26 protein-coding genes, 1 pseudogene and 1 other annotated feature are annotated in these 22,902 nt (G+C 42.5%); of the genes and pseudogenes, 25 read left to right on the top strand and 2 right to left on the bottom strand.

Features of this window, described 5'->3' with window-relative positions; genetic code table 11:
* Nucleotides 1–100: 100 nt before the first annotated feature.
* Nucleotides 101–175: pseudogene (locus TZ92_RS10270) on the bottom strand (AraC family transcriptional regulator); the annotation flags it as partial.
* Here TZ92_RS10270 and TZ92_RS07625 point away from each other — a divergent pair.
* The 17 genes from TZ92_RS07625 to TZ92_RS07545 all read left to right on the top strand — a co-directional run bounded on the left by TZ92_RS07625 (nt 168) and on the right by TZ92_RS07545 (nt 14,252).
* Nucleotides 168–1,076 carry a LysR family transcriptional regulator gene (locus TZ92_RS07625; RefSeq protein ID WP_033629936.1) on the top strand — a complete coding sequence of 303 codons (909 nt, stop codon included), beginning with the start codon at nt 168–170 and terminating at the stop codon, nt 1,074–1,076. The pseudogene TZ92_RS10270 and the gene TZ92_RS07625 sit on opposite strands and share 8 nt — an antisense overlap.
* Nucleotides 1,073–1,540, top strand: coding sequence for a signal peptidase II (lspA, locus tag TZ92_RS07620; protein WP_033629935.1), 468 nt, complete (start codon nt 1,073–1,075; stop codon nt 1,538–1,540). The genes TZ92_RS07625 and lspA overlap by 4 nt, the downstream gene beginning before the upstream one ends.
* Entirely contained in the window at nt 1,524–2,423 is a 900-nt protein-coding gene (locus TZ92_RS07615; RefSeq protein WP_033629934.1) for an RluA family pseudouridine synthase, read from the top strand. Before lspA ends, TZ92_RS07615 begins: the two co-directional genes overlap by 17 nt.
* Before the next feature lie 101 nt (nt 2,424–2,524).
* Nucleotides 2,525–3,634: a glutamate 5-kinase gene (gene proB, locus TZ92_RS07610; RefSeq protein ID WP_033629933.1), complete on the top strand. Its 1,110-nt coding sequence runs from the start codon at nt 2,525–2,527 to the stop codon at nt 3,632–3,634.
* 9 nt (nt 3,635–3,643) lie between these two features.
* Nucleotides 3,644–4,906 carry a glutamate-5-semialdehyde dehydrogenase gene (locus TZ92_RS07605; protein WP_033629932.1) on the top strand — a complete coding sequence of 421 codons (1,263 nt, stop codon included), beginning with the start codon at nt 3,644–3,646 and terminating at the stop codon, nt 4,904–4,906.
* A gap of 3 nt (nt 4,907–4,909) precedes the next feature.
* A complete protein-coding gene (gene proC, locus TZ92_RS07600) occupies nt 4,910–5,707 on the top strand; it encodes a pyrroline-5-carboxylate reductase (protein ID WP_033629931.1) in 798 nt (265 codons plus the stop codon).
* A gap of 120 nt (nt 5,708–5,827) precedes the next feature.
* Nucleotides 5,828–6,466: a dTMP kinase gene (gene tmk / locus TZ92_RS07595; protein ID WP_033629930.1), complete on the top strand. Its 639-nt coding sequence runs from the start codon at nt 5,828–5,830 to the stop codon at nt 6,464–6,466.
* Entirely contained in the window at nt 6,463–7,353 is an 891-nt protein-coding gene (locus TZ92_RS07590; RefSeq protein ID WP_033629929.1) for a DNA polymerase III subunit delta', read from the top strand. Before tmk ends, TZ92_RS07590 begins: the two co-directional genes overlap by 4 nt.
* Nucleotides 7,354–7,389: 36 nt before the next feature.
* Nucleotides 7,390–7,707 (top strand): DNA replication initiation control protein YabA, encoded by a 318-nt coding sequence (gene yabA / locus TZ92_RS07585; protein WP_000358229.1) that lies wholly within the window; start codon nt 7,390–7,392, stop codon nt 7,705–7,707.
* 2 nt (nt 7,708–7,709) lie between these two features.
* Complete coding sequence (gene rsmI / locus TZ92_RS07580; protein WP_033629928.1) at nt 7,710–8,588, top strand: 16S rRNA (cytidine(1402)-2'-O)-methyltransferase; 879 nt, start codon at nt 7,710–7,712, stop codon at nt 8,586–8,588.
* Nucleotides 8,589–8,721: 133 nt separating this feature from the next.
* On the top strand, nt 8,722–10,056 hold the full coding sequence (gene trmFO, locus TZ92_RS07575; protein ID WP_033629927.1) for a methylenetetrahydrofolate--tRNA-(uracil(54)-C(5))-methyltransferase (FADH(2)-oxidizing) TrmFO: 1,335 nt from the start codon (nt 8,722–8,724) through the stop codon (nt 10,054–10,056).
* An 83-nt stretch (nt 10,057–10,139) separates the two neighbouring features.
* Nucleotides 10,140–10,877: a UMP kinase gene (gene pyrH, locus TZ92_RS07570; RefSeq protein ID WP_000002996.1), complete on the top strand. Its 738-nt coding sequence runs from the start codon at nt 10,140–10,142 to the stop codon at nt 10,875–10,877.
* 7 nt (nt 10,878–10,884) lie between these two features.
* Nucleotides 10,885–11,442, top strand: a complete 558-nt coding sequence (gene frr / locus TZ92_RS07565) for a ribosome recycling factor (RefSeq protein ID WP_001262235.1) — start codon at nt 10,885–10,887, stop codon at nt 11,440–11,442.
* 59 nt (nt 11,443–11,501) lie between these two features.
* Nucleotides 11,502–12,356 carry an RNA-binding virulence regulatory protein CvfB gene (gene cvfB, locus TZ92_RS07560; RefSeq protein WP_033629926.1) on the top strand — a complete coding sequence of 285 codons (855 nt, stop codon included), beginning with the start codon at nt 11,502–11,504 and terminating at the stop codon, nt 12,354–12,356.
* Between the two features lie 11 nt (nt 12,357–12,367).
* Entirely contained in the window at nt 12,368–12,973 is a 606-nt protein-coding gene (locus TZ92_RS07555) for a GrpB family protein (RefSeq protein WP_033629925.1), read from the top strand.
* Nucleotides 12,970–13,185, top strand: coding sequence for a YozE family protein (locus tag TZ92_RS07550; protein WP_001232084.1), 216 nt, complete (start codon nt 12,970–12,972; stop codon nt 13,183–13,185). Before TZ92_RS07555 ends, TZ92_RS07550 begins: the two co-directional genes overlap by 4 nt.
* Before the next feature lie 80 nt (nt 13,186–13,265).
* The gene (locus TZ92_RS07545; protein WP_033629924.1) at nt 13,266–14,252 is read left to right on the top strand and encodes a PhoH family protein; all 987 of its coding nucleotides are present in this window, start codon (nt 13,266–13,268) and stop codon (nt 14,250–14,252) included.
* A gap of 50 nt (nt 14,253–14,302) precedes the next feature.
* Here TZ92_RS07545 and ald read toward each other — a convergent pair whose 3' ends face one another.
* Nucleotides 14,303–15,415, bottom strand: a complete 1,113-nt coding sequence (gene ald, locus TZ92_RS07540) for an alanine dehydrogenase (protein ID WP_033629923.1) — start codon at nt 15,413–15,415, stop codon at nt 14,303–14,305.
* 176 nt (nt 15,416–15,591) lie between these two features.
* Here ald and TZ92_RS07535 point away from each other — a divergent pair, with 176 nt between their 5' ends.
* The 8 genes from TZ92_RS07535 to rplT all read left to right on the top strand — a co-directional run bounded on the left by TZ92_RS07535 (nt 15,592) and on the right by rplT (nt 22,751).
* Nucleotides 15,592–16,161 carry a GNAT family N-acetyltransferase gene (locus TZ92_RS07535; protein WP_033629922.1) on the top strand — a complete coding sequence of 190 codons (570 nt, stop codon included), beginning with the start codon at nt 15,592–15,594 and terminating at the stop codon, nt 16,159–16,161.
* A 66-nt stretch (nt 16,162–16,227) separates the two neighbouring features.
* On the top strand, nt 16,228–16,878 hold the full coding sequence (locus TZ92_RS07530; protein WP_033629921.1) for a helix-hairpin-helix domain-containing protein: 651 nt from the start codon (nt 16,228–16,230) through the stop codon (nt 16,876–16,878).
* On the top strand, nt 16,862–19,102 hold the full coding sequence (locus tag TZ92_RS07525; RefSeq protein WP_033629920.1) for a DNA internalization-related competence protein ComEC/Rec2: 2,241 nt from the start codon (nt 16,862–16,864) through the stop codon (nt 19,100–19,102). Before TZ92_RS07530 ends, TZ92_RS07525 begins: the two co-directional genes overlap by 17 nt.
* 395 nt (nt 19,103–19,497) lie before the next feature.
* Nucleotides 19,498–20,091 carry an ATP-binding cassette domain-containing protein gene (locus tag TZ92_RS07515; RefSeq protein ID WP_033629919.1) on the top strand — a complete coding sequence of 198 codons (594 nt, stop codon included), beginning with the start codon at nt 19,498–19,500 and terminating at the stop codon, nt 20,089–20,091.
* Entirely contained in the window at nt 20,088–21,272 is a 1,185-nt protein-coding gene (locus tag TZ92_RS07510) for a membrane protein (protein ID WP_033629918.1), read from the top strand. Before TZ92_RS07515 ends, TZ92_RS07510 begins: the two co-directional genes overlap by 4 nt.
* A 157-nt stretch (nt 21,273–21,429) precedes the next feature.
* Nucleotides 21,430–21,561, top strand: a sequence feature (ribosomal protein L20 leader region).
* 15 nt (nt 21,562–21,576) lie between these two features.
* A complete protein-coding gene (infC, locus tag TZ92_RS07505; protein WP_000848184.1) occupies nt 21,577–22,107 on the top strand; it encodes a translation initiation factor IF-3 in 531 nt (176 codons plus the stop codon).
* A gap of 32 nt (nt 22,108–22,139) precedes the next feature.
* The gene (gene rpmI / locus TZ92_RS07500) at nt 22,140–22,340 is read left to right on the top strand and encodes a 50S ribosomal protein L35 (protein ID WP_001125942.1); all 201 of its coding nucleotides are present in this window, start codon (nt 22,140–22,142) and stop codon (nt 22,338–22,340) included.
* Between the two features lie 51 nt (nt 22,341–22,391).
* A complete protein-coding gene (rplT, locus tag TZ92_RS07495; RefSeq protein ID WP_000124830.1) occupies nt 22,392–22,751 on the top strand; it encodes a 50S ribosomal protein L20 in 360 nt (119 codons plus the stop codon).
* The last annotated feature ends 151 nt before the right edge of the window (nt 22,752–22,902 follow it).

The following is a 22,902-nucleotide window of genomic DNA, read 5'->3' as shown; positions in this document are numbered from 1 at the left end:
ATAAAATAAGGCTTTCCGATTTTTCGGAGAGCCTATTTTTTGTTTTGATATCTATATTTAATTTAATAGAGAGTAGTTAGCTTTGAGTTTGTGATGGATATCTTTTCCTTTTTGGAAAAATTCTGAAATATGGTATAATGAACAGATAGAGAAGTTGGGGGTAAAAGATGAACATTCAACAATTACGCTATGTTGTGGCCATTGCCAATAGTGGTACTTTCCGTGAAGCTGCTGAAAAGATGTATGTTAGTCAGCCGAGTCTGTCTATTTCTGTGCGCGATTTGGAAAAAGAGCTAGGCTTTAAGATTTTTCGTCGAACTAGTTCGGGAACGTTTTTAACCCGTCGTGGTATGGAATTTTATGAGAAAGCGCAGGAGTTAGTTAAAGGCTTTGATGTTTTTCAAAATCAGTATGCCAATCCTGAGGAAGAAAAGGATGAATTTTCTATTACCAGTCAGCACTATGACTTCTTGCCACCAACCATTACGGCCTTTTCAGAACGTTATCCTGATTATAAGAACTTTCGTGTTTTTGAGTCTACTACAGTTCAAATCTTAGACGAAGTGGCGCAAGGACACAGTGAGATTGGGATTATCTACCTCAACAACCAAAATAAAAAGGGCATCATGCAACGGGTTGAAAAGCTTGGTTTAGAAGTTATCGAACTAATTCCTTTCCAGACTCACATTTATCTTCGTGAAGGACATCCTTTAGCACAGAAAGAGGAATTGGTCATGGAGGATTTAGCGGATCTGCCAACGGTTCGTTTTACTCTGGAAAAAGATGAGTACCTATACTATTCAGAGAACTTTGTCGACACCAGCGCGAGCTCCCAGATGTTCAATGTGACCGACCGTGCTACTTTGAATGGTATTTTGGAGCGGACAGATGCCTATGCGACTGGATCTGGATTTTTAGATAGTGACAGTGTTAATGGAATCACAGTCATTCGTCTCAAGGATAATCTAGATAATCGCATGGTCTATGTCAAACGGGAAGAGGTGGAGCTTAGCCAAGCTGGGACTCTTTTCGTAGAAGTCATGCAAGAATATTTTGATCAAAAGAGGAAATCATGAAAAAAAGAGGAATAGTAGCAGTCATTGTACTGCTTTTGATTGGGCTGGATCAGTTGGTCAAAAATTATGTTGTCCAGCAGATTCCACTGGGTGAAGTGCGCTCGTGGATCCCCAATCTCGTTAGCTTGACCTATCTGCAAAATAGAGGAGCAGCCTTCTCCATGTTACAAGATCAGCAGTGGTTATTTGCTGTCATTACACTGGTCGTCATGGTCGGTGCCATTGGGTATTTACATAAACACATGGAGGATTCTCTCTGGTTAGTTTTTGGACTGACTTTGATAATCGCGGGAGGTCTGGGCAACTTTATCGACAGAATGAGTCAAGGTTTTGTGGTGGATATGTTTCACCTAGACTTTATCAACTTTGCGATTTTCAATGTTGCTGACAGCTATTTGACAGTTGGTGTCATTGTTTTATTGATTGCAATGCTTAAAGAGGAAGTAAATGGAAATAAAAATTGAAACTGGTGGGCAACGTCTAGACAAGGCTCTGTCGGACCTGACAGAATTGTCACGCAGTCTCGCGAATGAACAAATCAAGGCTGGACAAGTCTTGGTGAATGGGCAAGCCAAGAAAGCCAAATACACTGTCCAAGAGGGGGATGTGGTCACTTATCATGTGCCAGAACCGGAGGTTTTAGAGTATGTGGCTGAAGATATTCCGCTAGATATCATCTACCAAGATGAGGACGTGGCCGTCGTAAATAAACCTCAGGGGATGGTGGTTCATCCCAGCGCAGGTCATACTAGTGGAACCTTGGTCAATGCCCTCATGTACCATATCAAGGACTTGTCAGGTATCAATGGTGTTCTCCGACCGGGTATCGTTCACCGTATTGATAAGGACACGTCGGGTCTCCTCATGATTGCTAAGAATGATGAGGCCCACTTAGCACTCGCGCAAGAACTCAAGGACAAGAAGTCTCTCCGTAAATACTGGGCGATTGTTCATGGCAATCTTCCCAATGATCGTGGTGTGATTGAAGCTCCGATTGGTCGTAGTGAAAAAGATCGTAAGAAACAGGCAGTGACTGCTAAAGGGAAGCCAGCAGTGACTCGTTTTCAAGTATTGGAACGCTTTGGAGATTATAGTTTGCTAGAGTTGCAACTGGAAACAGGGCGTACTCACCAAATCCGTGTTCATATGGCTTATATTGGCCATCCTGTCGCTGGTGATGAAGTCTATGGTCCTCGAAAAACGCTGAAAGGACATGGACAATTTCTCCATGCCAAGACTCTAGGCTTTACCCATCCGAGAACAGGTGAAACCTTGGAGTTCACAGCAGATATTCCAGAGATTTTTAAAGAAACGCTGGAAAGATTACGTAAAATTGAGAATAGATAAAAGAGTTGAGATGCCTTGTCTCAACCTTTTTCATTTCAAGTCTTTTCTATTTTAAAGTATTCATGTTATAATGGATAAATATGAAGAATCGGAGTGAGAATATGAAGTACAAACGAATCGTCTTTAAGGTGGGGACCTCCTCCTTGACAAATGAAGACGGGAGTTTATCAAGAAGTAAAGTAAAGGCAATTACTCAGCAATTAGCTATGTTGCATGAAGCTGGACATGAGTTGATTTTAGTGTCATCTGGGGCAGTTGCCGCTGGATTTGGAGCTTTGGGTTTTAAAAAACGTCCGACCAAGATTGCAGATAAACAAGCTTCGGCTGCAGTTGGTCAGGGACTTTTGTTGGAGGAATATACAACCAACCTCCTCATGCGCCAGATCGTTTCTGCACAAATCTTGCTGACACAGGATGATTTTGTAGATAAACGTCGCTATAAGAATGCCCATCAGGCCTTGTCTGTATTGCTTCATCGTGGTGCAATTCCCATCATCAATGAGAATGACAGTGTCGTCATTGACGAACTTAAGGTGGGTGATAATGACACTCTGAGTGCCCAAGTAGCGGCGATGGTTCAAGCAGACCTTTTAGTTCTCTTGACGGATGTGGACGGTCTCTATACTGGAAATCCTAATTCGGATCCAACAGCCAAACGTTTGGAGAAAATCGAGACTATCAATCGTGAGATTATTGATATGGCTGGTGGAGCAGGTTCATCAAACGGAACTGGGGGCATGCTGACAAAAATCAAAGCTGCAACTATTGCGACGGAGTCAGGTGTGTCAGTCTATATTTGCTCCTCCTTGAAATCTGATGCCTTGATTGAAGCCGCGGAGGAGACCAAGGATGGTTCTTACTTTGTTGCGCAAGAGAAGGGACTTCGTACTCAGAAACAATGGCTGGCTTTCTATGCTCAAAGTCAGGGAACGATTTGGGTAGATGGTGGAGCTGCAGAGGCACTTTCAAAAAACGGGAAAAGTCTCCTTTTATCGGGTGTGGTAGAAGTGGAAGGAAACTTCTCTTACCACGATATTGTCACAGTAGCAGATAAAGAAACGGGTCAATCTCTTGGAAAGGGACGTGTCCAATTTGGTGTCTCAGCCCTAGAAGACATGCTTCGTTCCCAAAAAGCTAAGGGAGTCTTGATTCACCGTGATGACTGGATTTCCATCACTCCTGAAATCCAGCTGCTCTTTACAGAATTTTAGAGGTGAACGATGGTAAGTACACAAGAACAATTTGAACAGGTACAAGCTGTTAAGAAATCAATCAATACTGCCAGTGAAGCAGTGAAAAACCAAGCCTTGCTAGCTATGGCTGATCATTTATTGGCGGCTACTGAGGAGATTTTAGTGGCAAATGCCCTCGATATGGCAGCGGCCAAGGGGAAAATCTCAGATGTTATGCTAGACCGTCTTTATTTGGATGAGGGACGTATAGAAGCGATGGCAAGAGGGATTCGTGAAGTGGTTGCTTTACCAGATCCTATTGGTGAGGTCCTAGAAACAAGTCAGCTTGAAAATGGCTTGGTTATTACTAAGAAGCGTGTGGCCATGGGGGTTATTGGGATTATCTACGAAAGTCGTCCAAATGTGACGTCTGATGCAGCTGCTTTGGCTCTCAAAAGTGGAAATGCGGTTGTTCTTCGTAGTGGCAAGGATGCCTATCAAACAGCTCATGCTATTGTCACAGCCTTGAAGAAGGGTTTGGAGACGACTACCATTCATCCAAATGTGATTCAACTGGTGGAAGACACCAGCCGAGAAAGTAGCTATGCTATGATGAAGGCCAAGGGCTATCTAGACCTCCTCATTCCTCGTGGAGGGGCTGGCTTGATTAATGCAGTGGTTGAAAATGCCATTGTGCCTGTTATTGAGACAGGAACTGGAATTGTCCATGTCTATGTGGATAAGGATGCCGATGAAGACAAGGCTCTGTCTATCATCAACAATGCTAAAACCAGTCGTCCTTCTGTCTGCAATGCTATGGAGGTCTTGCTGGTTCATGAAGACAAGGCAGCACGTTTTCTTCCTCGCTTGGAGAAAGTGCTGGTTACAAGTCGGAAAGAAGCTGGACTGGAACCAATTCAATTCCGCTTGGATGAGAAAGCAAGTCAGTCTCTTTCAGGTCGAGCAGTTGAGGCCCAAGACTTTGACACTGAGTTTTTAGACTATATCCTAGCAGTTAAGGTCGTGAGCAGTTTAGAAGAAGCGGTTGCGCATATCGAAGCCCACAGTACCCATCATTCGGATGCCATTGTGACGGAAAATGCTGAAGCTGCAACTTACTTTACAGATCAAGTAGACTCAGCAGCGGTGTATGTCAATGCCTCAACGCGTTTCACTGATGGTGGGCAATTTGGTCTTGGATGTGAGATGGGAATTTCTACTCAGAAACTGCATGCGCGTGGGCCTATGGGCTTGAAAGAGTTGACCAGCTACAAGTATGTGGTTACTGGTAACGGACAGATAAGGGAGTAAGAGATGAAGATTGGATTTATCGGTTTGGGGAATATGGGAGCTAGCTTGGCTAAGGCTGTTGTGCAGGCCAAGACGGGAGCTCAGATTCTCCTTGCCAATCGTAGTCAAGCGAAAGTAGATGCTTTCATTGCCAACTTCGGCGGTCAGGCTTCCAGCAATGAAGAAATCTTCGCAGAAGCAGATGCGATTTTTCTAGGAGTAAAGCCTGCGCAGTTTTCTGAACTGCTTGCTCAATATCAGACCATCCTTGAAAAAAGAGAGAGTCTTCTTTTGATTTCCATGGCAGCTGGATTGACTTTGGAAAAACTAGCCAAATTTTTACCGAGTCAACATCGTATCATTCGCATCATGCCCAATACACCAGTTGCTATCGGACAAGGAGTGATTAGTTATGCCATGTCAGCAAACTGTCGTGCTGAGGACAGGGAACTCTTTTGTCAGTTATTAGCCAATGCGGGTCTATTGGTTGAGTTTGGAGATGGCTTAATTGACGCAGCAACAGGTCTTGCAGGCTGTGGACCAGCCTTTGTCTATCTCTTTATCGAAGCCTTGGCAGATGCGGGTGTACAGACAGGATTGCCACGAGAAATGGCTTTGAAAATGGCAGCCCAAACAGTAGTCGGCGCTGGACAAATGGTTCTGGAAAGCCAGCAACATCCTGGAGTTTTGAAAGATCAAGTTTGCAGCCCAGGAGGTTCGACTATCGCGGGTGTAGCGAGTCTGGAAGAACATGCCTTTAGAGGTACAGTCATGGACGCAGTTCAGCAAGCCTACAAACGAACACAAGAATTAGGTAAATAAGAGGTTGGATGACTCCCAGCCTCTTTTATGGTCGATTGAATGGAGAAGACACAAAAAGATTGTCACAAAAACCTATTTTTTTGATAGAATAGAAGGTAGAAAAAAAGAAATGAGTTAGACATGTCAAAAGGATTTTTAGTCTCTCTTGAGGGACCAGAGGGAGCAGGGAAGACCAGTGTTTTAGAGGCTCTACTCCCCATTTTAGAGGAAAAAGGAGTAGAGGTGCTGACGACCCGTGAACCGGGTGGAGTTTTGATTGGGGAGAAGATTCGTCAAGTGATTTTGGATCCAAGTCATACTCAGATGGATCCTAAAACAGAGCTTCTTCTCTATATCGCGAGTCGCAGACAGCACTTGGTGGAAAAAGTTCTGCCTGCTCTTGAAGCTGGTAAGTTGGTCATTATGGACCGCTTCATCGATAGTTCCGTTGCTTATCAAGGATTTGGTCGTGGATTGGATATTGATGCCATTGATTGGCTCAATCACTTTGCGACAGATGGCCTCAAACCCGATTTGACACTCTATTTTGACATTGAGGTGGAAGAAGGACTGGCTCGCATTGCTGCCAATAGTGATCGCGAGGTCAATCGTTTGGACATGGAAGGCTTAGACTTGCACAAAAAGGTTCGTAAAGGCTACCTTTCTCTTCTGGACAAAGAAGGAAATCGCACTGTCAAGATTGATGCGAGTCTTCCTTTGGAGCAAGTTGTGGATGCTACCAAGGCTGTCTTGTTTGACAGAATGGGCTTGGCTAAATGAAACAAGATCAACTAAAAGCTTGGCAGCCAGAACAGTTTGACCGCTTTGTCCGTATTCTAGAACAAGACCAGCTCAATCACGCCTATCTCTTTTCAGGTTTCTTTGGAAGCTTGGAAATGGCGCAGTTTTTGGCTAAGAGTCTCTTCTGTACGGATAAAGTGGGCGTTCTACCATGTGAGAAATGCCGAAACTGCAAGCTGATTGAGCAGGAAGAATTTCCCGATGTTACCTTGATTAAGCCAGTCAATCAGGTTATCAAGACAGAACGTATTCGGGAATTGGTGGGACAGTTTTCCCAAGCAGGGATTGAAAGTCAACAACAGGTCTTTATCATCGAGCAGGCGGAGAAAATGCATCCCAACGCGGCCAATTCTCTGCTCAAGGTCATCGAAGAACCTCAGAGTGAAGTTTACATTTTCTTCTTGACCAGCGATGAGGAAAAGATGTTGCCAACTATCCGAAGTCGGACCCAGATTTTCCACTTTAAAAAGCAGGAAGAAAAGCTCATCCATCAATTAGAACAAGCAGGTCTGGTCAAGAAAAAAGCGACTCTTTTAGCCCAGTTTTGTCAATCACATGCTGAAGCAGAAAAACTGGCAAATCAGGCAAGTTTTTGGACCTTGGTGGAAGAGAGTGAACGCCTGCTGACCTCGTTATTAGCTAAGAAAAAAGAAAGTTATCTGCAAGTTGCTAAATTGGCCAACTTGGCAGATGACAAGGAAAAACAAGATCAGGTTTTGCGAATCCTCGAAGTTCTCTGTGGGCAGGATCTCTTGCAAGCAAGGATTCGACAGATTCTACAAGATTTGCTAGAAGCTAGAAAAATGTGGCAGGCTAATGTCAGCTTTCAAAATGCCTTGGAATACCTGGTTTTGAAGGAAATATAAACTCAATGAAGGATAAAGAAAGGAAAGGGCTGGTTTATGGACAAAAAAGAATTATTTGATGCACTGGACGATTTTTCCCAACAGTTATTGGTGACCTTGGCCGATGTGGAAGCCATCAAGAAAAATCTCAAGAGCCTGGTAGAGGAAAATACAGCTCTTCGTTTGGAAAATTCTAAGTTGCGCGAACGCTTGGGCGAGGTGGAAGCAGATACCCCCGTCAAGGCTAAGCATGTTCGTGAAAGTGTCCGCCGAATCTATAAAGACGGTTTTCACGTATGTAATGATTTTTATGGACAACGTCGCGAGCAGGACGAGGAATGTATGTTCTGTGATGAGTTGTTATATAGGGAGTAAGCATGCAGATTCAAAAAAGTTTTAAGGGACAATCTCCCTATGGCAAACTTTACCTAGTAGCAACGCCGATTGGCAATCTAGACGATATGACCTTTCGTGCCATCCAAACTCTGAAAGAAGTGGATTGGATTGCGGCTGAGGACACGCGCAATACAGGTCTTTTGCTCAAGCATTTTGACATTCAGACAAAGCAGATCAGTTTTCACGAGCACAATGCCAAGGAAAAGATTCCTGATTTGATTGGTTTTCTGAAGGCGGGGCAAAGTATTGCTCAGGTTTCTGATGCGGGTCTGCCTAGTATCTCAGATCCTGGGCATGATTTGGTCAAGGAAGCTATTGAGGAAGAAATCGCAGTTGTTACAGTTCCGGGTGCCTCTGCTGGAATTTCTGCCTTGATTGCCAGTGGCCTAGCACCACAACCACATATCTTTTACGGTTTCTTACCGAGAAAATCAGGCCAGCAAAAGCAATTTTTCGACTTAAAAAAAGATTACCCAGAAACTCAGATTTTCTATGAATCGCCTCATCGTGTGGCAGATACATTGGAAAATATGCTAGAAGTCTACGGTGACCGCTCGGTAGTCTTGGTCAGAGAATTGACCAAAATCTATGAAGAATACCAACGAGGTACCATTTCTGAGTTATTAGAAAGTATAGCTGAAACGCCACTCAAGGGCGAATGCCTTCTCATCGTTGATGGTGCTAGTCAGGATGTGGAGGAAAAGGACGAGGAGGACTTGTTTTCAGAAATCCAATCTCGTATCCAGCAAGGCATGAAGAAAAATCAAGCTATTAAGGAAGTCGCAAAGATATATCAATGGAATAAAAGCCAGCTCTACGCTGCCTACCACGATTGGGAAGAAAATCAAGAAAATGACTAAACAGGGAAGTTTGCCATCTTCCCTTTTTTTGTTATACTAGTAGAAGAAAAATTAGAAAGATTTGTGGGTGTCAAATAGTCTAGTAGCTTGTTTTTATTTGGACTTAGGTTCCACCCAAAGAGGTATTAGTGTCGTGTCTCAATCTTATATCAATGTTATCGGTGCTGGTTTGGCAGGGTCTGAAGCAGCTTACCAAATCGCAGAACGTGGTATTCCAGTTAAACTCTATGAAATGCGTGGTGTTAAGTCAACACCTCAGCACAAAACAGACAATTTTGCAGAGTTGGTTTGTTCCAATTCCTTGCGTGGAGATGCTTTGACCAATGCTGTAGGTCTTCTCAAGGAAGAAATGCGTCGCTTGGGTTCTGTCATATTGGAATCTGCTGAAGCTACACGTGTTCCTGCAGGCGGTGCCCTTGCGGTGGACCGCGATGGTTTCTCTCAAATGGTGACCGAAAAAGTAGCCAATCATCCTTTGATTGAAGTGGTTCGTGATGAAATTACAGAATTACCGACTGATGTTATTACAGTTGTCGCTACTGGTCCTTTGACCAGCGATGCTCTAGCTGAGAAGATTCATGCCCTTAATGACGGCGATGGTTTCTATTTTTACGACGCGGCGGCGCCGATTATCGATGTCAACACCATTGATATGAGCAAGGTCTATCTCAAGTCTCGTTATGACAAGGGAGAAGCAGCCTACCTCAATGCCCCTATGACCAAGCAAGAATTTATGGATTTCCATGAAGCCTTGGTCAATGCTGAAGAAGCACCGCTCAATTTCTTTGAAAAAGAAAAGTACTTTGAAGGTTGTATGCCTATCGAAGTCATGGCTAAGCGTGGCATTAAAACCATGCTTTATGGTCCTATGAAACCAGTTGGTCTGGAGTATCCAGACGATTATACAGGCCCTCGTGACGGGGAGTTCAAAACACCGTATGCAGTTGTCCAGCTTCGTCAGGACAATGCGGCTGGTAGCCTCTACAATATCGTTGGTTTCCAAACCCACCTCAAATGGGGAGAACAAAAGCGTGTCTTCCAAATGATTCCAGGTCTTGAAAATGCTGAGTTTGTTCGTTATGGGGTCATGCATCGCAATTCTTATATGGATTCACCAAATCTTCTTGAACAGACTTACCGTTCTAAGAAACAACCAAACCTCTTCTTTGCTGGTCAAATGACGGGTGTGGAAGGCTATGTTGAGTCAGCAGCCTCAGGCTTAGTTGCAGGTATTAACGCGGCTCGACTCTTCAAGGGTGAAAGTGAAGCTATCTTCCCAGGGACCACAGCGATTGGCAGTCTGCCTCACTACATCACTCACGCTGATAGCAAACATTTCCAACCAATGAACGTCAATTTCGGGATTATCAAGGAATTGGAAGGCGAGCGTATCCGTGATAAGAAGGCTCGTTATGAAAAAATTGCAGAGCGTGCTCTTCAGGACTTAGAGGAATTTTTAACGGTTTAATTTTTTTGAAAGAATTGCTCATGATACTATAAAAATCTTAGAAATTGTGATAAAATAGGTAGGATAAAAAAAGGAGAGTAAAAATGGCGAATCCCAAGTATAAACGTATTTTAATCAAGTTATCAGGTGAAGCCCTTGCCGGTGAACGTGGCGTAGGGATTGATATCCAAACAGTTCAAACAATCGCAAAAGAGATTCAAGAAGTTCATAGCTTAGGTATCGAAATTGCCCTTGTTATTGGTGGAGGAAATCTCTGGCGTGGGGAACCTGCTGCAGAAGCAGGAATGGACCGTGTTCAGGCCGATTACACTGGAATGCTTGGGACCGTGATGAATGCTCTTGTGATGGCAGATTCATTGCAACAAGTTGGTGTCGATACGCGTGTACAAACAGCCATTGCGATGCAACAAGTGGCAGAACCTTATGTACGTGGACGTGCTCTTCGCCACCTTGAAAAAGGCCGTATTGTTATCTTTGGTGCTGGTATTGGTTCACCTTACTTCTCAACCGATACAACAGCGGCCCTTCGTGCAGCTGAAATCGAAGCGGATGCCATCCTTATGGCGAAAAATGGCGTAGATGGTGTTTACAATGCCGATCCTAAGAAAGACAAGACAGCCGTTAAGTTTGAAGAATTGACTCACCGTGATGTTATCAATAAAGGTCTTCGTATCATGGACTCAACAGCTTCAACCCTCTCTATGGACAACGACATTGACTTGGTTGTCTTCAATATGAACCAACCAGGCAACATCAAACGTGTCGTATTTGGTGAAAATATCGGAACAACAGTTTCAAACAATATCGAAGAAAAGGAATAAGAAAATTATGGCTAATGCAATTGTAGAAAAAGCTAAAGAGAGAATGACCCAGTCTCACCAATCACTTGCTCGTGAATTTGGAGGTATCCGTGCCGGTCGTGCCAACGCAAGCTTACTAGACCGTATCCACGTAGAATACTATGGAGTCGAAACTCCTCTTAACCAAATCGCTTCTATTACCATTCCAGAAGCGCGTGTCTTGTTGGTAACACCATTTGACAAGTCTTCATTGAAAGACATCGAACGTGCCTTGAACGCTTCTGATCTTGGTATTACACCAGCTAATGACGGTTCTGTGATCCGCTTGGTTATCCCTGCTCTTACAGAAGAGACTCGTCGTGACCTTGCCAAAGAAGTGAAGAAGGTCGGTGAGAATGCTAAAGTGGCTGTCCGCAATATCCGCCGTGATGCTATGGATGAAGCTAAAAAACAAGAAAAAGCAAAAGAAATCACTGAAGACGAATTGAAGACTCTTGAAAAAGATATTCAAAAAGTAACAGACGATGCTGTGAAACACATCGACGACATGACTGCCAATAAAGAAAAAGAAATCTTGGAAGTCTAAAAATAAACAGAAAAACTCAGTTGGCATTGCTGGCTGAGTTTTATTCGAAAGAAGGAAATATGAATACAAATCTTGCAAGTTTTATCGTTGGACTCATCATCGATGAAAATGACCGTTTTTACTTTGTGCAAAAGGATGGTCAGACCTATGCTCTTGCTAAGGAAGAAGGTCAACATACAGTAGGGGATACGGTCAAAGGTTTTACCTACACGGATATGAAGCAGAAACTCCGCCTGACAACCTTAGAAGTGACTGCCACTCAGGACCAATTTGGTTGGGGAACCGTAACAGAAGTTCGTAAGGACTTGGGTGTCTTTGTTGATACCGGTCTACCTGATAAGGAAATCGTTGTGTCACTTGATATCCTCCCTGAGCTCAAGGAACTCTGGCCTAAGAAGGGTGATAAACTTTACATCCGTCTTGAAGTGGACAAGAAAGACCGAATCTGGGGACTCTTGGCGTATCAGGAAGACTTCCAACGTCTGGCTCGTCCTGCCTACAACAACATGCAGAACCAAAACTGGCCAGCCATTGTTTACCGTCTTAAGCTGTCAGGGACCTTTGTCTATCTGCCAGAGAATAACATGCTTGGTTTCATTCACCCAAGTGAGCGCTACGCAGAGCCACGTTTGGGGCAAGTGTTAGATGCGCGTGTCATCGGTTTCCGTGAAGTGGACCGTACCTTGAACCTATCCCTCAAACCACGCTCCTTTGAGATGTTGGAAAATGATGCTCAGATGATTTTGACCTACTTGGAAAGCAATGGCGGTTTCATGACCTTGAATGATAAGTCTTCTCCTGAGGACATCAAGGCAACCTTTGGTATCTCTAAGGGTCAGTTCAAGAAAGCACTCGGTGGCTTGATGAAGGCTGGTAAAATCAAGCAAGACCAGTTTGGTACAGAGTTGATTTAAACCTTATAGACATGATAAAGAAACTTGAAGAAATGAGTTTAGAGGAACTCTGGCAACTTTTTCCTATTTTTCTAGTAGAGCACAAGTCAGAGTGGAAAGACTGGTATGAATCGGAAAAAACAAGTCTGAAAAAAATATTGGGTGCAAATGTTATTAAAAGAATAGAACATATCGGTAGCACTGCTATCCCTAATATTTGGGCCAAAAATATCGTTGATATTCTGTTAGAAGTAGGTAGAATAGAGGATTTAGCAAGAGTTAGGGATTTATTGGTGAAGAATGGGTGGCTAGTGATGTCGGAGAATCCTAACAGGATTTCGCTAAATAAAGGATATACAGAGCAGGGATTTGCGGAAAAAGTTTTTCATCTACATTTGCGAATGACGGGAGATCATGACGAGATTTATTTTAGAGATTATCTCTGCCAGCATCCTGATATCGCCCAAGCGTATCAGGAATTAAAACTAAGTTTGTGGAAACAATTTGAACACAACCGAGACGCCTATACAGATGCGAAAACGGATTTTATAAACCACTACGTTTCAGAGGCTAAGTCCAGTAATTTTCAAGAATCAGAAAAGTGTCATCAAAAAACTCTTGATAGGAGAAAGAATTGAGAAAATCATTTTACACTTGGCTCATGACCGAGCGCAATCCTAAAAGTAATAGCCCAAAAGCCATCTTGGCAGACCTCGCTTTTGAGGAGTCAGCTTTTCCAAAACACACGGATGATTTTGATGAGGTGAGTCGCTTTTTGGAGGAGCATGCCAGCTTCTCTTTTAACCTAGGAGACTTTGACGCCATCTGGCAAGAATACTTAGAACACTAGAGACAATGAGATGAGGCTAGTATTTTATTGTTCTCTTTGCTATAATAAAAAGAAATAAACGGATTAGAGAGGTTCTTTATTTGAAGGAACATTCAATAGACATTCAACTAAGTCACCCAGATGACTTGTTCCATCTTTTTGGTTCCAATGAGCGCCATCTTCGTTTGATGGAAGAAGAGCTCGATGTGGTGATTCATGCTCGTACGGAGATTGTGCAGGTTATCGGAGAAGAGTCTGCCTGTGAGGAAGCCCGTCAGGTTATCCAAGCTTTGATGGTCTTGGTGAATCGTGGGATGACAGTTGGGACGCCAGATGTGGTGACGGCTATTAGCATGGTCAAAAACGATGAAATCGACAAGTTTGTCGCCCTTTACGAAGAAGAAATCATCAAGGATAATACTGGGAAGCCTATCCGTGTCAAAACCTTGGGTCAAAAACTTTATGTGGACAGTGTCAAACAGCATGATGTGACCTTTGGAATCGGACCAGCAGGGACAGGGAAGACCTTTCTTGCAGTGACCTTGGCAGTGACAGCTCTTAAACGCGGGCAGGTCAAGAGGATTATCCTGACTCGTCCAGCAGTGGAAGCAGGTGAGAGTCTAGGATTTCTTCCGGGTGATCTCAAGGAGAAGGTGGATCCTTATCTTCGACCAGTTTATGATGCCTTGTATCAGATTCTCGGCAAAGATCAGACGACCCGTCTCATGGAGCGTGAAATTATCGAAATCGCGCCCCTTGCCTACATGCGTGGGCGGACCTTGGACGATGCTTTTGTCATTTTAGATGAGGCACAAAATACGACCATCATGCAGATGAAGATGTTCCTGACTCGTTTAGGCTTTAATTCCAAGATGATTGTCAATGGAGATATCAGCCAGATTGACCTACCACGCAATGTTAAGTCCGGTTTGATTGATGCTCAAGAAAAACTTAAGAACATTCACCAAATTGACTTTGTTCATTTTTCAGCCAAGGATGTGGTTCGTCATCCAGTTGTCGCTCAAATCATCCGAGCTTATGAACCAGCTCCAGTTAGGGTTGAAGAAAAGAAGGAAGAAACAGAATAGCAAAAAAGCAGTTCAGATGTGAACTGCTTTTTTTTAATGAGTGTCTAGCTTTAAACAAGTTCGTCGATAGACGTGTGCTCTTTAGCGAGGCCTTGAGCAACTGGGAGGCTAGTTAAGTAACCTTTATAAGTGGTCACACCTTGACGCAAGCCCTCATCTTCAGAGATTGCATGTGCAAAACCTTTGTCAGCCAATGCTTCGATATAAGGAAGAGTGACATTGGTTAGGGCGATGGTTGAAGTACGGGCAACCGCGCCAGGGATATTGGCAACGGCATAGTGGAGAACACCGTATTTTTCATAGACAGGTTCATCGTGTGTTGTCACACGGTCAGCTGTCTCGATAACGCCACCTTGGTCAACAGCAACGTCAACAATGACAGAGCCTGGACGCATTTGTTTGACCATCTCATCTGTCACCAATTTTGGTGCTTTGGCACCAGGGATGAGAACCGCACCAATCACCACATCAGCATCTCTCACACTTGCTTCGATGTTAAATGAATTGGACATAAGAGTTTGAATTTGGTTTCCAAAGACTTCTTCTAGAACTGAGAGACGCTTGGCACTGATATCTAAAATAGTCACTTGAGCACCAAGACCAAGGGCGATGCGGGCAGCATGTGTACCGACGACACCACCACCGATGATGGTTACTTTTCCTTTTGGAACACCTGGTACACCACCAAGTAGAACACCAGAGCCACCAGCTTGCTTGGTAAGGAAGTGAGCTCCGATTTGAACAGCCATACGACCTGCAACCTCACTCATAGGAACGAGGAGCGGTAGTTGTCCTTGATTGTCACGAACAGTTTCATAGGCAATTCCTGTTGTTTTGGCTGCTAACATAGCATCTGCTAATTCTGGCGCAGCAGCCATGTGCAAATAGGTGAAGAGGAGAAGGTCGTCGCGCAAATAACCGTATTCAGAAGCTAGTGGTTCTTTTACTTTCACGACTAACTCGGCAGCCCAGGCTTCAGCAGCAGTTGCGACAATCTCAGCTCCTTGCTTTTGATAGTCTGCATCAGTAAATCCTGAACCGAGACCAGCATTTGTTTCGATGAGAACACGATGTCCACGACTGACTAAACTGTGGACGCCAGCAGGAGTGAGGGCAACACGGTTTTCATTATTTTTAATTTCTTTTGGGATTCCGATTAACATAGAGATAACCTACCTTTCAATTGACGGGATTGTTTTAGTTGTCACATTCCAGTTCATAAATCAAAAATGTGATGGTTTTATTGTATATGAAACCGCTTCAAAAATCAAGAAAAACTTGTCATCCAAATTTATTTATGCTAGACTAGTGAGAATCAAGCTCTAATGGAGGAAAAAGCATGGAATCAATATTTGTGAAATTTGCCCAGTATCCATCTATAGAAACGAAGCGTTTATTGCTCCGACCTGTAACCTTGGACGATGCAGAAGCCATGTTTGAGTATGCTTCAGACAGAGAAAATACACGCTACACTTTTCCAACAAATCAAAGCTTAGAAGAAACCAAGAACAACATCGCTCAGTTTTACTTGGCCAGTCCCTTGGGACGGTGGGGAATCGAACTAAAAAGCACTGGCCAGTTTATCGGAACCATTGATTTGCACAAGATTGATCCTGTTCTTAAGAAGGCAGCTATTGGTTATATTATCAACCAAAAGTATTGGAATCAAGGATTGACGACAGAAGCCAATCGTGCCGTGATTGAACTGGCTTTTGAGCAGATTGGAATGAACAAGTTGACTGCTCTTCACGATAAAGACAATCCCGCATCAGGAAAGGTCATGGAGAAATCAGGTATGCGTTTTTCCCACGAAGAACCCTATGCCAGAATGGATAATAAAGAACCAGGTCGAATTGTCACAAGAGTTCATTATGTCTTGACTAAGGAAGACTATTTTGCAAATAAATAAGCAGTTGAAAAGATTTTTCAGCTGTTTTTTTCTTTCTCTTGCGAATAACTTAAGAGAGGAGAAAATATGGAAGCAATTATCGAGAAAATCAAAGAGTATAAAATCATTGTCATCTGTGCTGGTTTGGGTTTGGCCTTGGGCGGATTTTTCCTACTAAAGCCAACTTCACAAACACCCGTCAAAGAAACAAATTTGCAGGCTGAAATCGCAGCTGTTTCAAAGGATTCATCGTCTGAAAAGGAAGTCAAGAAGGAAGAAAAGGACGAATCTCCTGAACAAGATCTGATCACGGTAGATGTCAAAGGTGCTGTTAAATCGCCAGGGATTTATGATTTGCCAGTAGGAAGTCGAGTTCATGATGCCGTTCAGAAGGCAGGTGGCTTGACAGATGAGGCAGATAGCAAGTCGCTCAATCTAGCACAGAAAGTCAGTGATGAGGCTCTTGTCTATGTTCCAACTAAGGGAGAAGAAGCAGCTAGTCAGCAGGTTGCCTCTGGAACGACTCCTTCGACAAGTAAAGATAAGAAGGTTAACCTCAATAAAGCTAGTCTGGAAGAACTCAAGCAGGTCAAAGGCTTGGGAGGAAAACGAGCGCAGGATATTATCGATCATCGTGAGGCAAATGGCAAATTCAAGTCGGTAGATGAATTAAAGAAAGTCTCTGGTATAGGCGCTAAGACCATAGAAAAGCTAAAAGATTATGTCACAGTGGATTAAGAATTTCCCTATCCCCCTAATCTATCTGAGTTTTCTGTTACTCTGGCTTTACTATGCCATTTTAGGAGCGTCCTATCTCGCACTGCTAGGTTTTGTGTTTTTGCTTGTCTGTCTTTTTTTCCAATTTCCTTGGAAATCGGCCGGTAAAGTTCTAGCGTTTTGTGGAGTTTTTGGTTTTTGGTTTTTGTTTCAAAACTGGCAACAGACACAAGCTAGTCAAAACCTAGCGGATTCTGTTGAGAGGGTACGGATTTGGCCTGACACTATTAAGGTCAATGGAGATAGTCTGTCCTTTCGGGGCAAGGCTGAGGGTCACACCTTCCAAGTTTACTATAAACTCCAGTCCGAGGAAGAGAAAGAGCTCTTTCAGACCTTAACAGACCTTCATGAGATTGAACTAGAAGGAAAACTTTCGGAACCCGAAGGGCAGAGGAATTTTGGTGGCTTTAACTACCAAGCCTATCTAAAGAATCAAGGGATTTACCAGACATTGACTATCAAGAGCATCCAGTCAATAAAACAGGTTAACAGTTGGGATATAGGTGAAAATCTGTCCAGTTTACGTCGAAAGGCTGTAGTTTGGATCAAGATGCACTTTCCAGATCCTATGCGCAACTATATGACGGGGCTCTTACTAGGACATCTGGATACCGACTTTGAAGAGATGAATGAGCTTTATTCTAGTCTTGGTATTATCCATCTCTTTGCCTTGTCGGGTATGCAGGTTGGCTTCTTTATGGATGGTTTTAAGAAACTCCTCTTACGATTGGGCTTGACCCAAGAAAAGTTGAAGTGGCTGACTTATCCCTTTTCTCTTATCTATGCTGGTCTGACAGGATTTTCAGCATCGGTCATTCGCAGTCTCTTGCAAAAGTTACTGGCCCAACATGGCTACAAGGGTTTGGATAATTTTGCCTTAACGGTTCTTGTCCTCTTTATCATCATGCCCAACTTTTTCTTGACAGCAGGAGGTGTCTTGTCCTGTGCCTACGCTTTTATCTTGACTATGACAAGCAAAGAAGGGGAGGGGCTCAAGGCTGTTGCCAGAGAAAGTCTGGTCATTTCCTTGGGAATATTGCCCATTCTATCCTTCTATTTTTCAGAATTTCAGCCTTGGTCAATCCTTTTAACCTTTGTCTTTTCTTTCTTGTTTGACTTGGTTTTCTTACCGCTGTTGTCTATCTTATTCGTTCTGTCTTTTGTTTACCCAGTCACTCAGCTTAACCTTGTCTTTGAATGGTTGGAGAGCATCATTCGCTTGGTATCGCAGATGGCAAGTAGGCCCTTGGTTTTTGGGCAGCCCAACGCATGGCTTTTGATTCTTCTCTTAGTTTCATTGGCCTTGGTCTATGACTTTAGGAAAAATATCAATAGAGTAGCAGGGTTCAGCCTCTTTATCGTGGGACTCTTTTTCTTAACTAAACACCCGCTGGAAAATGAAATCACCATGCTGAATGTAGGGCAGGGAGAAAGCATTTTTCTACGGGATGTAACTGGTAAAACCATTCTCATAGATGTGGGCGGAAAGGCAGAATCTGATAAGAAAATAGAGGATTGGCAAGAAAAGTCGACGGCCAGCAATGCCCAGAGGACCTTGATTCCCTATCTGAAAAGTCGAGGGGTAGATAAGATTGATCAGCTGATTTTGACCAATACAGACAAGGAGCATGTTGGAGATTTGCTGGAGGTGACCAAGGCTTTCCATGTCGGTGAGATTTTAGTATCAAAAGGAAGTTTGACACAGAAGGAATTTGTAGCAGAACTAGAAGCAAGTCAAACCAAGGTACGCAGTGTGACAGCAGGGGAGAATTTACCGATTTTTGGTAGTTACTTAGAAGTCCTATCTCCAAGGAAGATTGAAGATGAGGATCGTGATGGTTCCCTGGTTCTTTATGGAAAACTTTTGGATAAGCACTTTCTCTTCACAGGAAATTTGAAAGAGAAGGGAGAGAAAGAACTTTTAAAGCAATATCCTACCTTAGAGGTGGATATATTGAAAGCAGGTCAACATGGTTCAAAGACTTCATCTAGTCAAGCTTTTTTAGAGAAGCTCAAACCGCACATTACTCTCATTTCAGTTGGAAAGAGCAATCGTGCCAAACTTCCCCATCAGGAAATCTTGGCACGACTAGAAAGCATCAATAGTAAAATTTACCGAACTGACCAGAACGGAGCTACTCGCTTTAAAGGTTGGAAAAGTTGGCGAATTGAAAGCGTTCGATAGGAAGAAAAATGTTGTATATTAGTGAAATAAACTAAAATCTGTTGCATAATACAGGGAAAAACGATATAATGAAAGTGTTTTCAGTACCAATGATACAAATGCAATGATAACCATGAAAAATCGGTAAAAGTCGCTTTATTATCTATTGGTTTTTTTCAGTCCAGTGTATCTGCTGTGACAGTTATTAAAAGTTATCGATGTGATTGGAATACCGCTTGGAAGTATAGTATGAATTACCACGGACATAAAAATGTGTAAACATTTCAAGATGGTCTGCTTATTACTCTATAATGACTATAAAGTTGGTCCGATTGATATTATGTTCGCTATGAGGTCATTAACTACTAGGTAGGAAACTATTAATCGTTAAAGAGTGAGAAAAAGGAGGGCTGGATATGTTAAATCTTACTCATGTTACCTTAAAAACGCGACAAGTCATCTTGCAAGATGTTGATTTCACATTTGAAAAGGGCAAGATTTATGGCGTTCTTGCTATCAATGGCTCGGGAAAGACGACACTGTTCCGAGCTATGAGCAAGCTGCTTCCCCTTAGTAGTGGACATATCGCAGCCCCTCCTTCTTTGTTTTATTATGAGAGCGTTGAATGGCTGGATGGAAACTTAAGTGGGATGGACTACCTTCGTCTCATAAAAAATATCTGGAAGTCAGACCTAAACTTGGGGGACGCAATCGCCTATTGGGAAATGTCTGACTATATCAACCTTCCCATCCGCAAGTATTCCTTAGGGATGAAGCAACGCTTGGTGATTGCTATGTATTTCCTCAGTCAGGCGAAATGCTGGCTCATGGATGAGATAACAAATGGCTTAGATGAGTATTATCGACAGAAGTTTTTTGATAGGCTGGCACAAATCGATAGAAAAGAACAGCTGGTTCTTTTGAGTTCCCACTACAAAGAGGAGTTAATGGAGATTTGCGATAGCATCGTAACCATTCGTCAGGGGCAGATAGAAGAGGTTCCGTTATGAAATATATTAGCCTATTTTTATTAAAGAAAGTTTTCAAAAGTCGTTTAAACTGGATTATCTTACTTTTATTTGCATCTGTACTCGGTGTTACCTTTTATTTAAATAGTCAGACTGCAAACTCACATAGCTTGGAGAGCGAGTTGGAAACCCGTCTTGTAAAAGATGAGAGAATCATCAATGAATATGAAGAGAAACTCTCCCAAATATCTGACACCAGCTCGGAGGAATACCAGTTTGCTAAAGAAAATTTAGACTCGCAAAAAAATCTTTTGAAGCGAAAGACAGAAATTCTGACTTTATTAAAAGAAGGACGCTGGAAAGAAGCCTACTATTTGCAGTGGCAAGATGAAGAGAAGAATTATGAAGTTATGTCAAATGCCCCGACTTCTGGATCTGAATTAAAAATGGCGATTGACCGCCAACGAAAGATTTACCAAGCCCTGTATCCCTTGAACATAAAAGCACATACTTTGGAGTTTCCGACCCACGGGATTGATCAGATTGTCTGGATTTTAGAGGTTATCATCCCAACCTTATTTGTGATTGGTATTATTTTTATGCTAACACAACTGTTCGCAGAAAGATATCAAAATAATCTCGATACAGCTCAGTTATATCCTTTTTCAAAAGTGACATTTGCCATGTCCTCTCTGGGAGTTGGGGTGAGTTATGTAACCGTGCTGTTTATCGGAATCTGTGGATTTTCTTTTCTAGTGGGAAGTCTAATAAGTGGTGTTGGACAGTTAGATTATCCCTACCCATTCTATAGCTTAACCAATCAAGAGGTAACTATTGGGAAGATACAAGATGTGTTATTTCCTAGCTTGCTCTTAGCTTTCTTAGCCTTTATCGTCATTGTGGAAATCGTCTACTTGATTGCATACTTTTTCAAGCAAAAAATGCCTGTCCTCTTTCTTTCCCTCATTGGGATTGTTGGCTTGTTATTTGGTATCCAAACGATCCAGCCTCTTCATAGTATTGCACATCTGATCCCCTTTACTTACTTGCGTTCAGTGGAGATTTTATCTGGAGGATTACCTAAGCAGATTGATAATGTAGATCTAAATTGGAGCATGGGGATGGTCTTACTTCCTTGCCTGATTATCCTTTTGTTAGTGGGGATTCTATTTATCGAAAGATGGGGAAGTTCACGTAAAAAGGAAGATTTTAACAGGTCTTAGCATTCCTATACGGAAGGTGAGGGGAAAAATAACATAGAGAGGGAACCAACTAGGTTCTCTCTTTTTGATGCAGACATCAAGAAGAAAACAGAAAGTTTTTTGAAAAAACGACTTTTTATCTTGACAAGGAATAGAAAACTTGGTATCATATAAAAGTTGAGAAAAGCAGAAGTGAGAGCTTCTCGCCTTGTGACATCAAGTTGCCTGGCCCTACGGATGAAAAGTTTCTATGAAACGCTATCATAACGTGCGGGCTTGTATCATTACGGGCCCGCTCTTGTTTTTCTCTAATAATAAAAAAGAGGTGAAAACCATAGCAAAGCAAGACTTATTCATCAATGATGAAATTCGTGTACGTGAAGTTCGCTTGATCGGTCTTGAGGGAGAACAGCTAGGTATCAAGCCACTCAGCGAAGCGCAAGCATTGGCTGATAGTGCAAATGTTGACTTAGTATTGATTCAACCCCAAGCAAAACCGCCTGTTGCTAAAATTATGGACTACGGTAAGTTCAAATTTGAGTATCAGAAAAAGCAAAAAGAACAACGTAAAAAACAAAGTGTTGTTACGGTGAAAGAAGTTCGTCTGAGTCCAACTATTGACAAGGGTGACTTTGACACAAAACTTCGCAATGCACGCAAGTTCCTTGAAAAAGGAAATAAAGTTAAGGTATCCATTCGCTTTAAAGGGCGTATGATCACCCATAAAGAGATTGGTGCAAAAGTTTTAGCCGAGTTTGCTGAAGCAACACAAGATATTGCAATCATCGAACAACGAGCTAAGATGGATGGACGCCAAATGTTCATGCAGTTGGCGCCAGCAACTGACAAAAAATAATTGTCAGAAAGTTAAATAAAGGAGAAAAAATCATGCCAAAACAAAAAACACACCGCGCATCAGCTAAACGTTTCAAACGTACAGGTTCTGGTGGACTTAAACGTTTCCGTGCTTACACTTCTCACCGTTTCCACGGAAAAACTAAGAAACAACGTCGTCATCTTCGTAAAGCATCTATGGTGCATTCAGGAGATTTCAAACGTATCAAAGCAATGCTTACTCGCTTGAAATAATAGCCTAACAGTAAGTAAACAATTCTAGGAAATATTTGGAGGAAATAAAACATGGCACGTGTTAAAGGTGGCGTTGTATCACGCAAACGTCGTAAACGTATTCTTAAATTAGCAAAAGGTTACTATGGAGCTAAACACATCTTGTTCCGTACTGCAAAAGAACAAGTAATGAACTCTTACTACTATGCATACCGTGACCGTCGTCAGAAAAAACGTGACTTCCGTAAATTGTGGATCACTCGTATCAATGCGGCAGCTCGTTTGAACGGACTTTCATACTCACAATTGATGCATGGTTTGAAATTGGCTGAAATCGAAGTTAACCGTAAAATGCTTGCTGACTTGGCTGTTAACGATGCAGCAGCTTTCACAGCTCTTGCAGATGCAGCTAAAGCAAAACTTGGTAAATAATGACAACTGTTTCATTCTTACTCTCGTGGTTTTACCGCAAGAGTAGGGTGAAACTTTTTTATTTTCCATAAATGATTTTCTATTTTAGAGAGTAAATAACAGATTTTTTCAAAGAAAATAGGATATTTCTTGTATAATAGGAATATCTAAA

Source organism: Streptococcus oralis subsp. oralis (assembly GCF_000960035.1).
Lineage (GTDB): Bacteria > Bacillota > Bacilli > Lactobacillales > Streptococcaceae > Streptococcus > Streptococcus oralis_G.
This window is presented reverse-complemented; position numbering and strand designations above follow the sequence as displayed.

Coding starts and splice junctions, on each gene's coding strand:
- TZ92_RS07625 (WP_033629936.1), top strand. CDS start 168: ATGAACATTCAACAATTACGCTATGTTGTGGCCATTGCCAATAGTGGT.
- lspA (WP_033629935.1), top strand. CDS start 1,073: ATGAAAAAAAGAGGAATAGTAGCAGTCATTGTACTGCTTTTGATTGGG.
- TZ92_RS07615 (WP_033629934.1), top strand. CDS start 1,524: ATGGAAATAAAAATTGAAACTGGTGGGCAACGTCTAGACAAGGCTCTG.
- proB (WP_033629933.1), top strand. CDS start 2,525: ATGAAGTACAAACGAATCGTCTTTAAGGTGGGGACCTCCTCCTTGACA.
- TZ92_RS07605 (WP_033629932.1), top strand. CDS start 3,644: ATGGTAAGTACACAAGAACAATTTGAACAGGTACAAGCTGTTAAGAAA.
- proC (WP_033629931.1), top strand. CDS start 4,910: ATGAAGATTGGATTTATCGGTTTGGGGAATATGGGAGCTAGCTTGGCT.
- tmk (WP_033629930.1), top strand. CDS start 5,828: ATGTCAAAAGGATTTTTAGTCTCTCTTGAGGGACCAGAGGGAGCAGGG.
- TZ92_RS07590 (WP_033629929.1), top strand. CDS start 6,463: ATGAAACAAGATCAACTAAAAGCTTGGCAGCCAGAACAGTTTGACCGC.
- yabA (WP_000358229.1), top strand. CDS start 7,390: ATGGACAAAAAAGAATTATTTGATGCACTGGACGATTTTTCCCAACAG.
- rsmI (WP_033629928.1), top strand. CDS start 7,710: ATGCAGATTCAAAAAAGTTTTAAGGGACAATCTCCCTATGGCAAACTT.
- pyrH (WP_000002996.1), top strand. CDS start 10,140: ATGGCGAATCCCAAGTATAAACGTATTTTAATCAAGTTATCAGGTGAA.
- frr (WP_001262235.1), top strand. CDS start 10,885: ATGGCTAATGCAATTGTAGAAAAAGCTAAAGAGAGAATGACCCAGTCT.
- cvfB (WP_033629926.1), top strand. CDS start 11,502: ATGAATACAAATCTTGCAAGTTTTATCGTTGGACTCATCATCGATGAA.
- TZ92_RS07555 (WP_033629925.1), top strand. CDS start 12,368: ATGATAAAGAAACTTGAAGAAATGAGTTTAGAGGAACTCTGGCAACTT.
- ald (WP_033629923.1), bottom strand. CDS start 15,415: ATGTTAATCGGAATCCCAAAAGAAATTAAAAATAATGAAAACCGTGTT.
- TZ92_RS07535 (WP_033629922.1), top strand. CDS start 15,592: ATGGAATCAATATTTGTGAAATTTGCCCAGTATCCATCTATAGAAACG.
- TZ92_RS07530 (WP_033629921.1), top strand. CDS start 16,228: ATGGAAGCAATTATCGAGAAAATCAAAGAGTATAAAATCATTGTCATC.
- TZ92_RS07525 (WP_033629920.1), top strand. CDS start 16,862: ATGTCACAGTGGATTAAGAATTTCCCTATCCCCCTAATCTATCTGAGT.
- TZ92_RS07515 (WP_033629919.1), top strand. CDS start 19,498: ATGTTAAATCTTACTCATGTTACCTTAAAAACGCGACAAGTCATCTTG.
- TZ92_RS07510 (WP_033629918.1), top strand. CDS start 20,088: ATGAAATATATTAGCCTATTTTTATTAAAGAAAGTTTTCAAAAGTCGT.
- rpmI (WP_001125942.1), top strand. CDS start 22,140: ATGCCAAAACAAAAAACACACCGCGCATCAGCTAAACGTTTCAAACGT.
- rplT (WP_000124830.1), top strand. CDS start 22,392: ATGGCACGTGTTAAAGGTGGCGTTGTATCACGCAAACGTCGTAAACGT.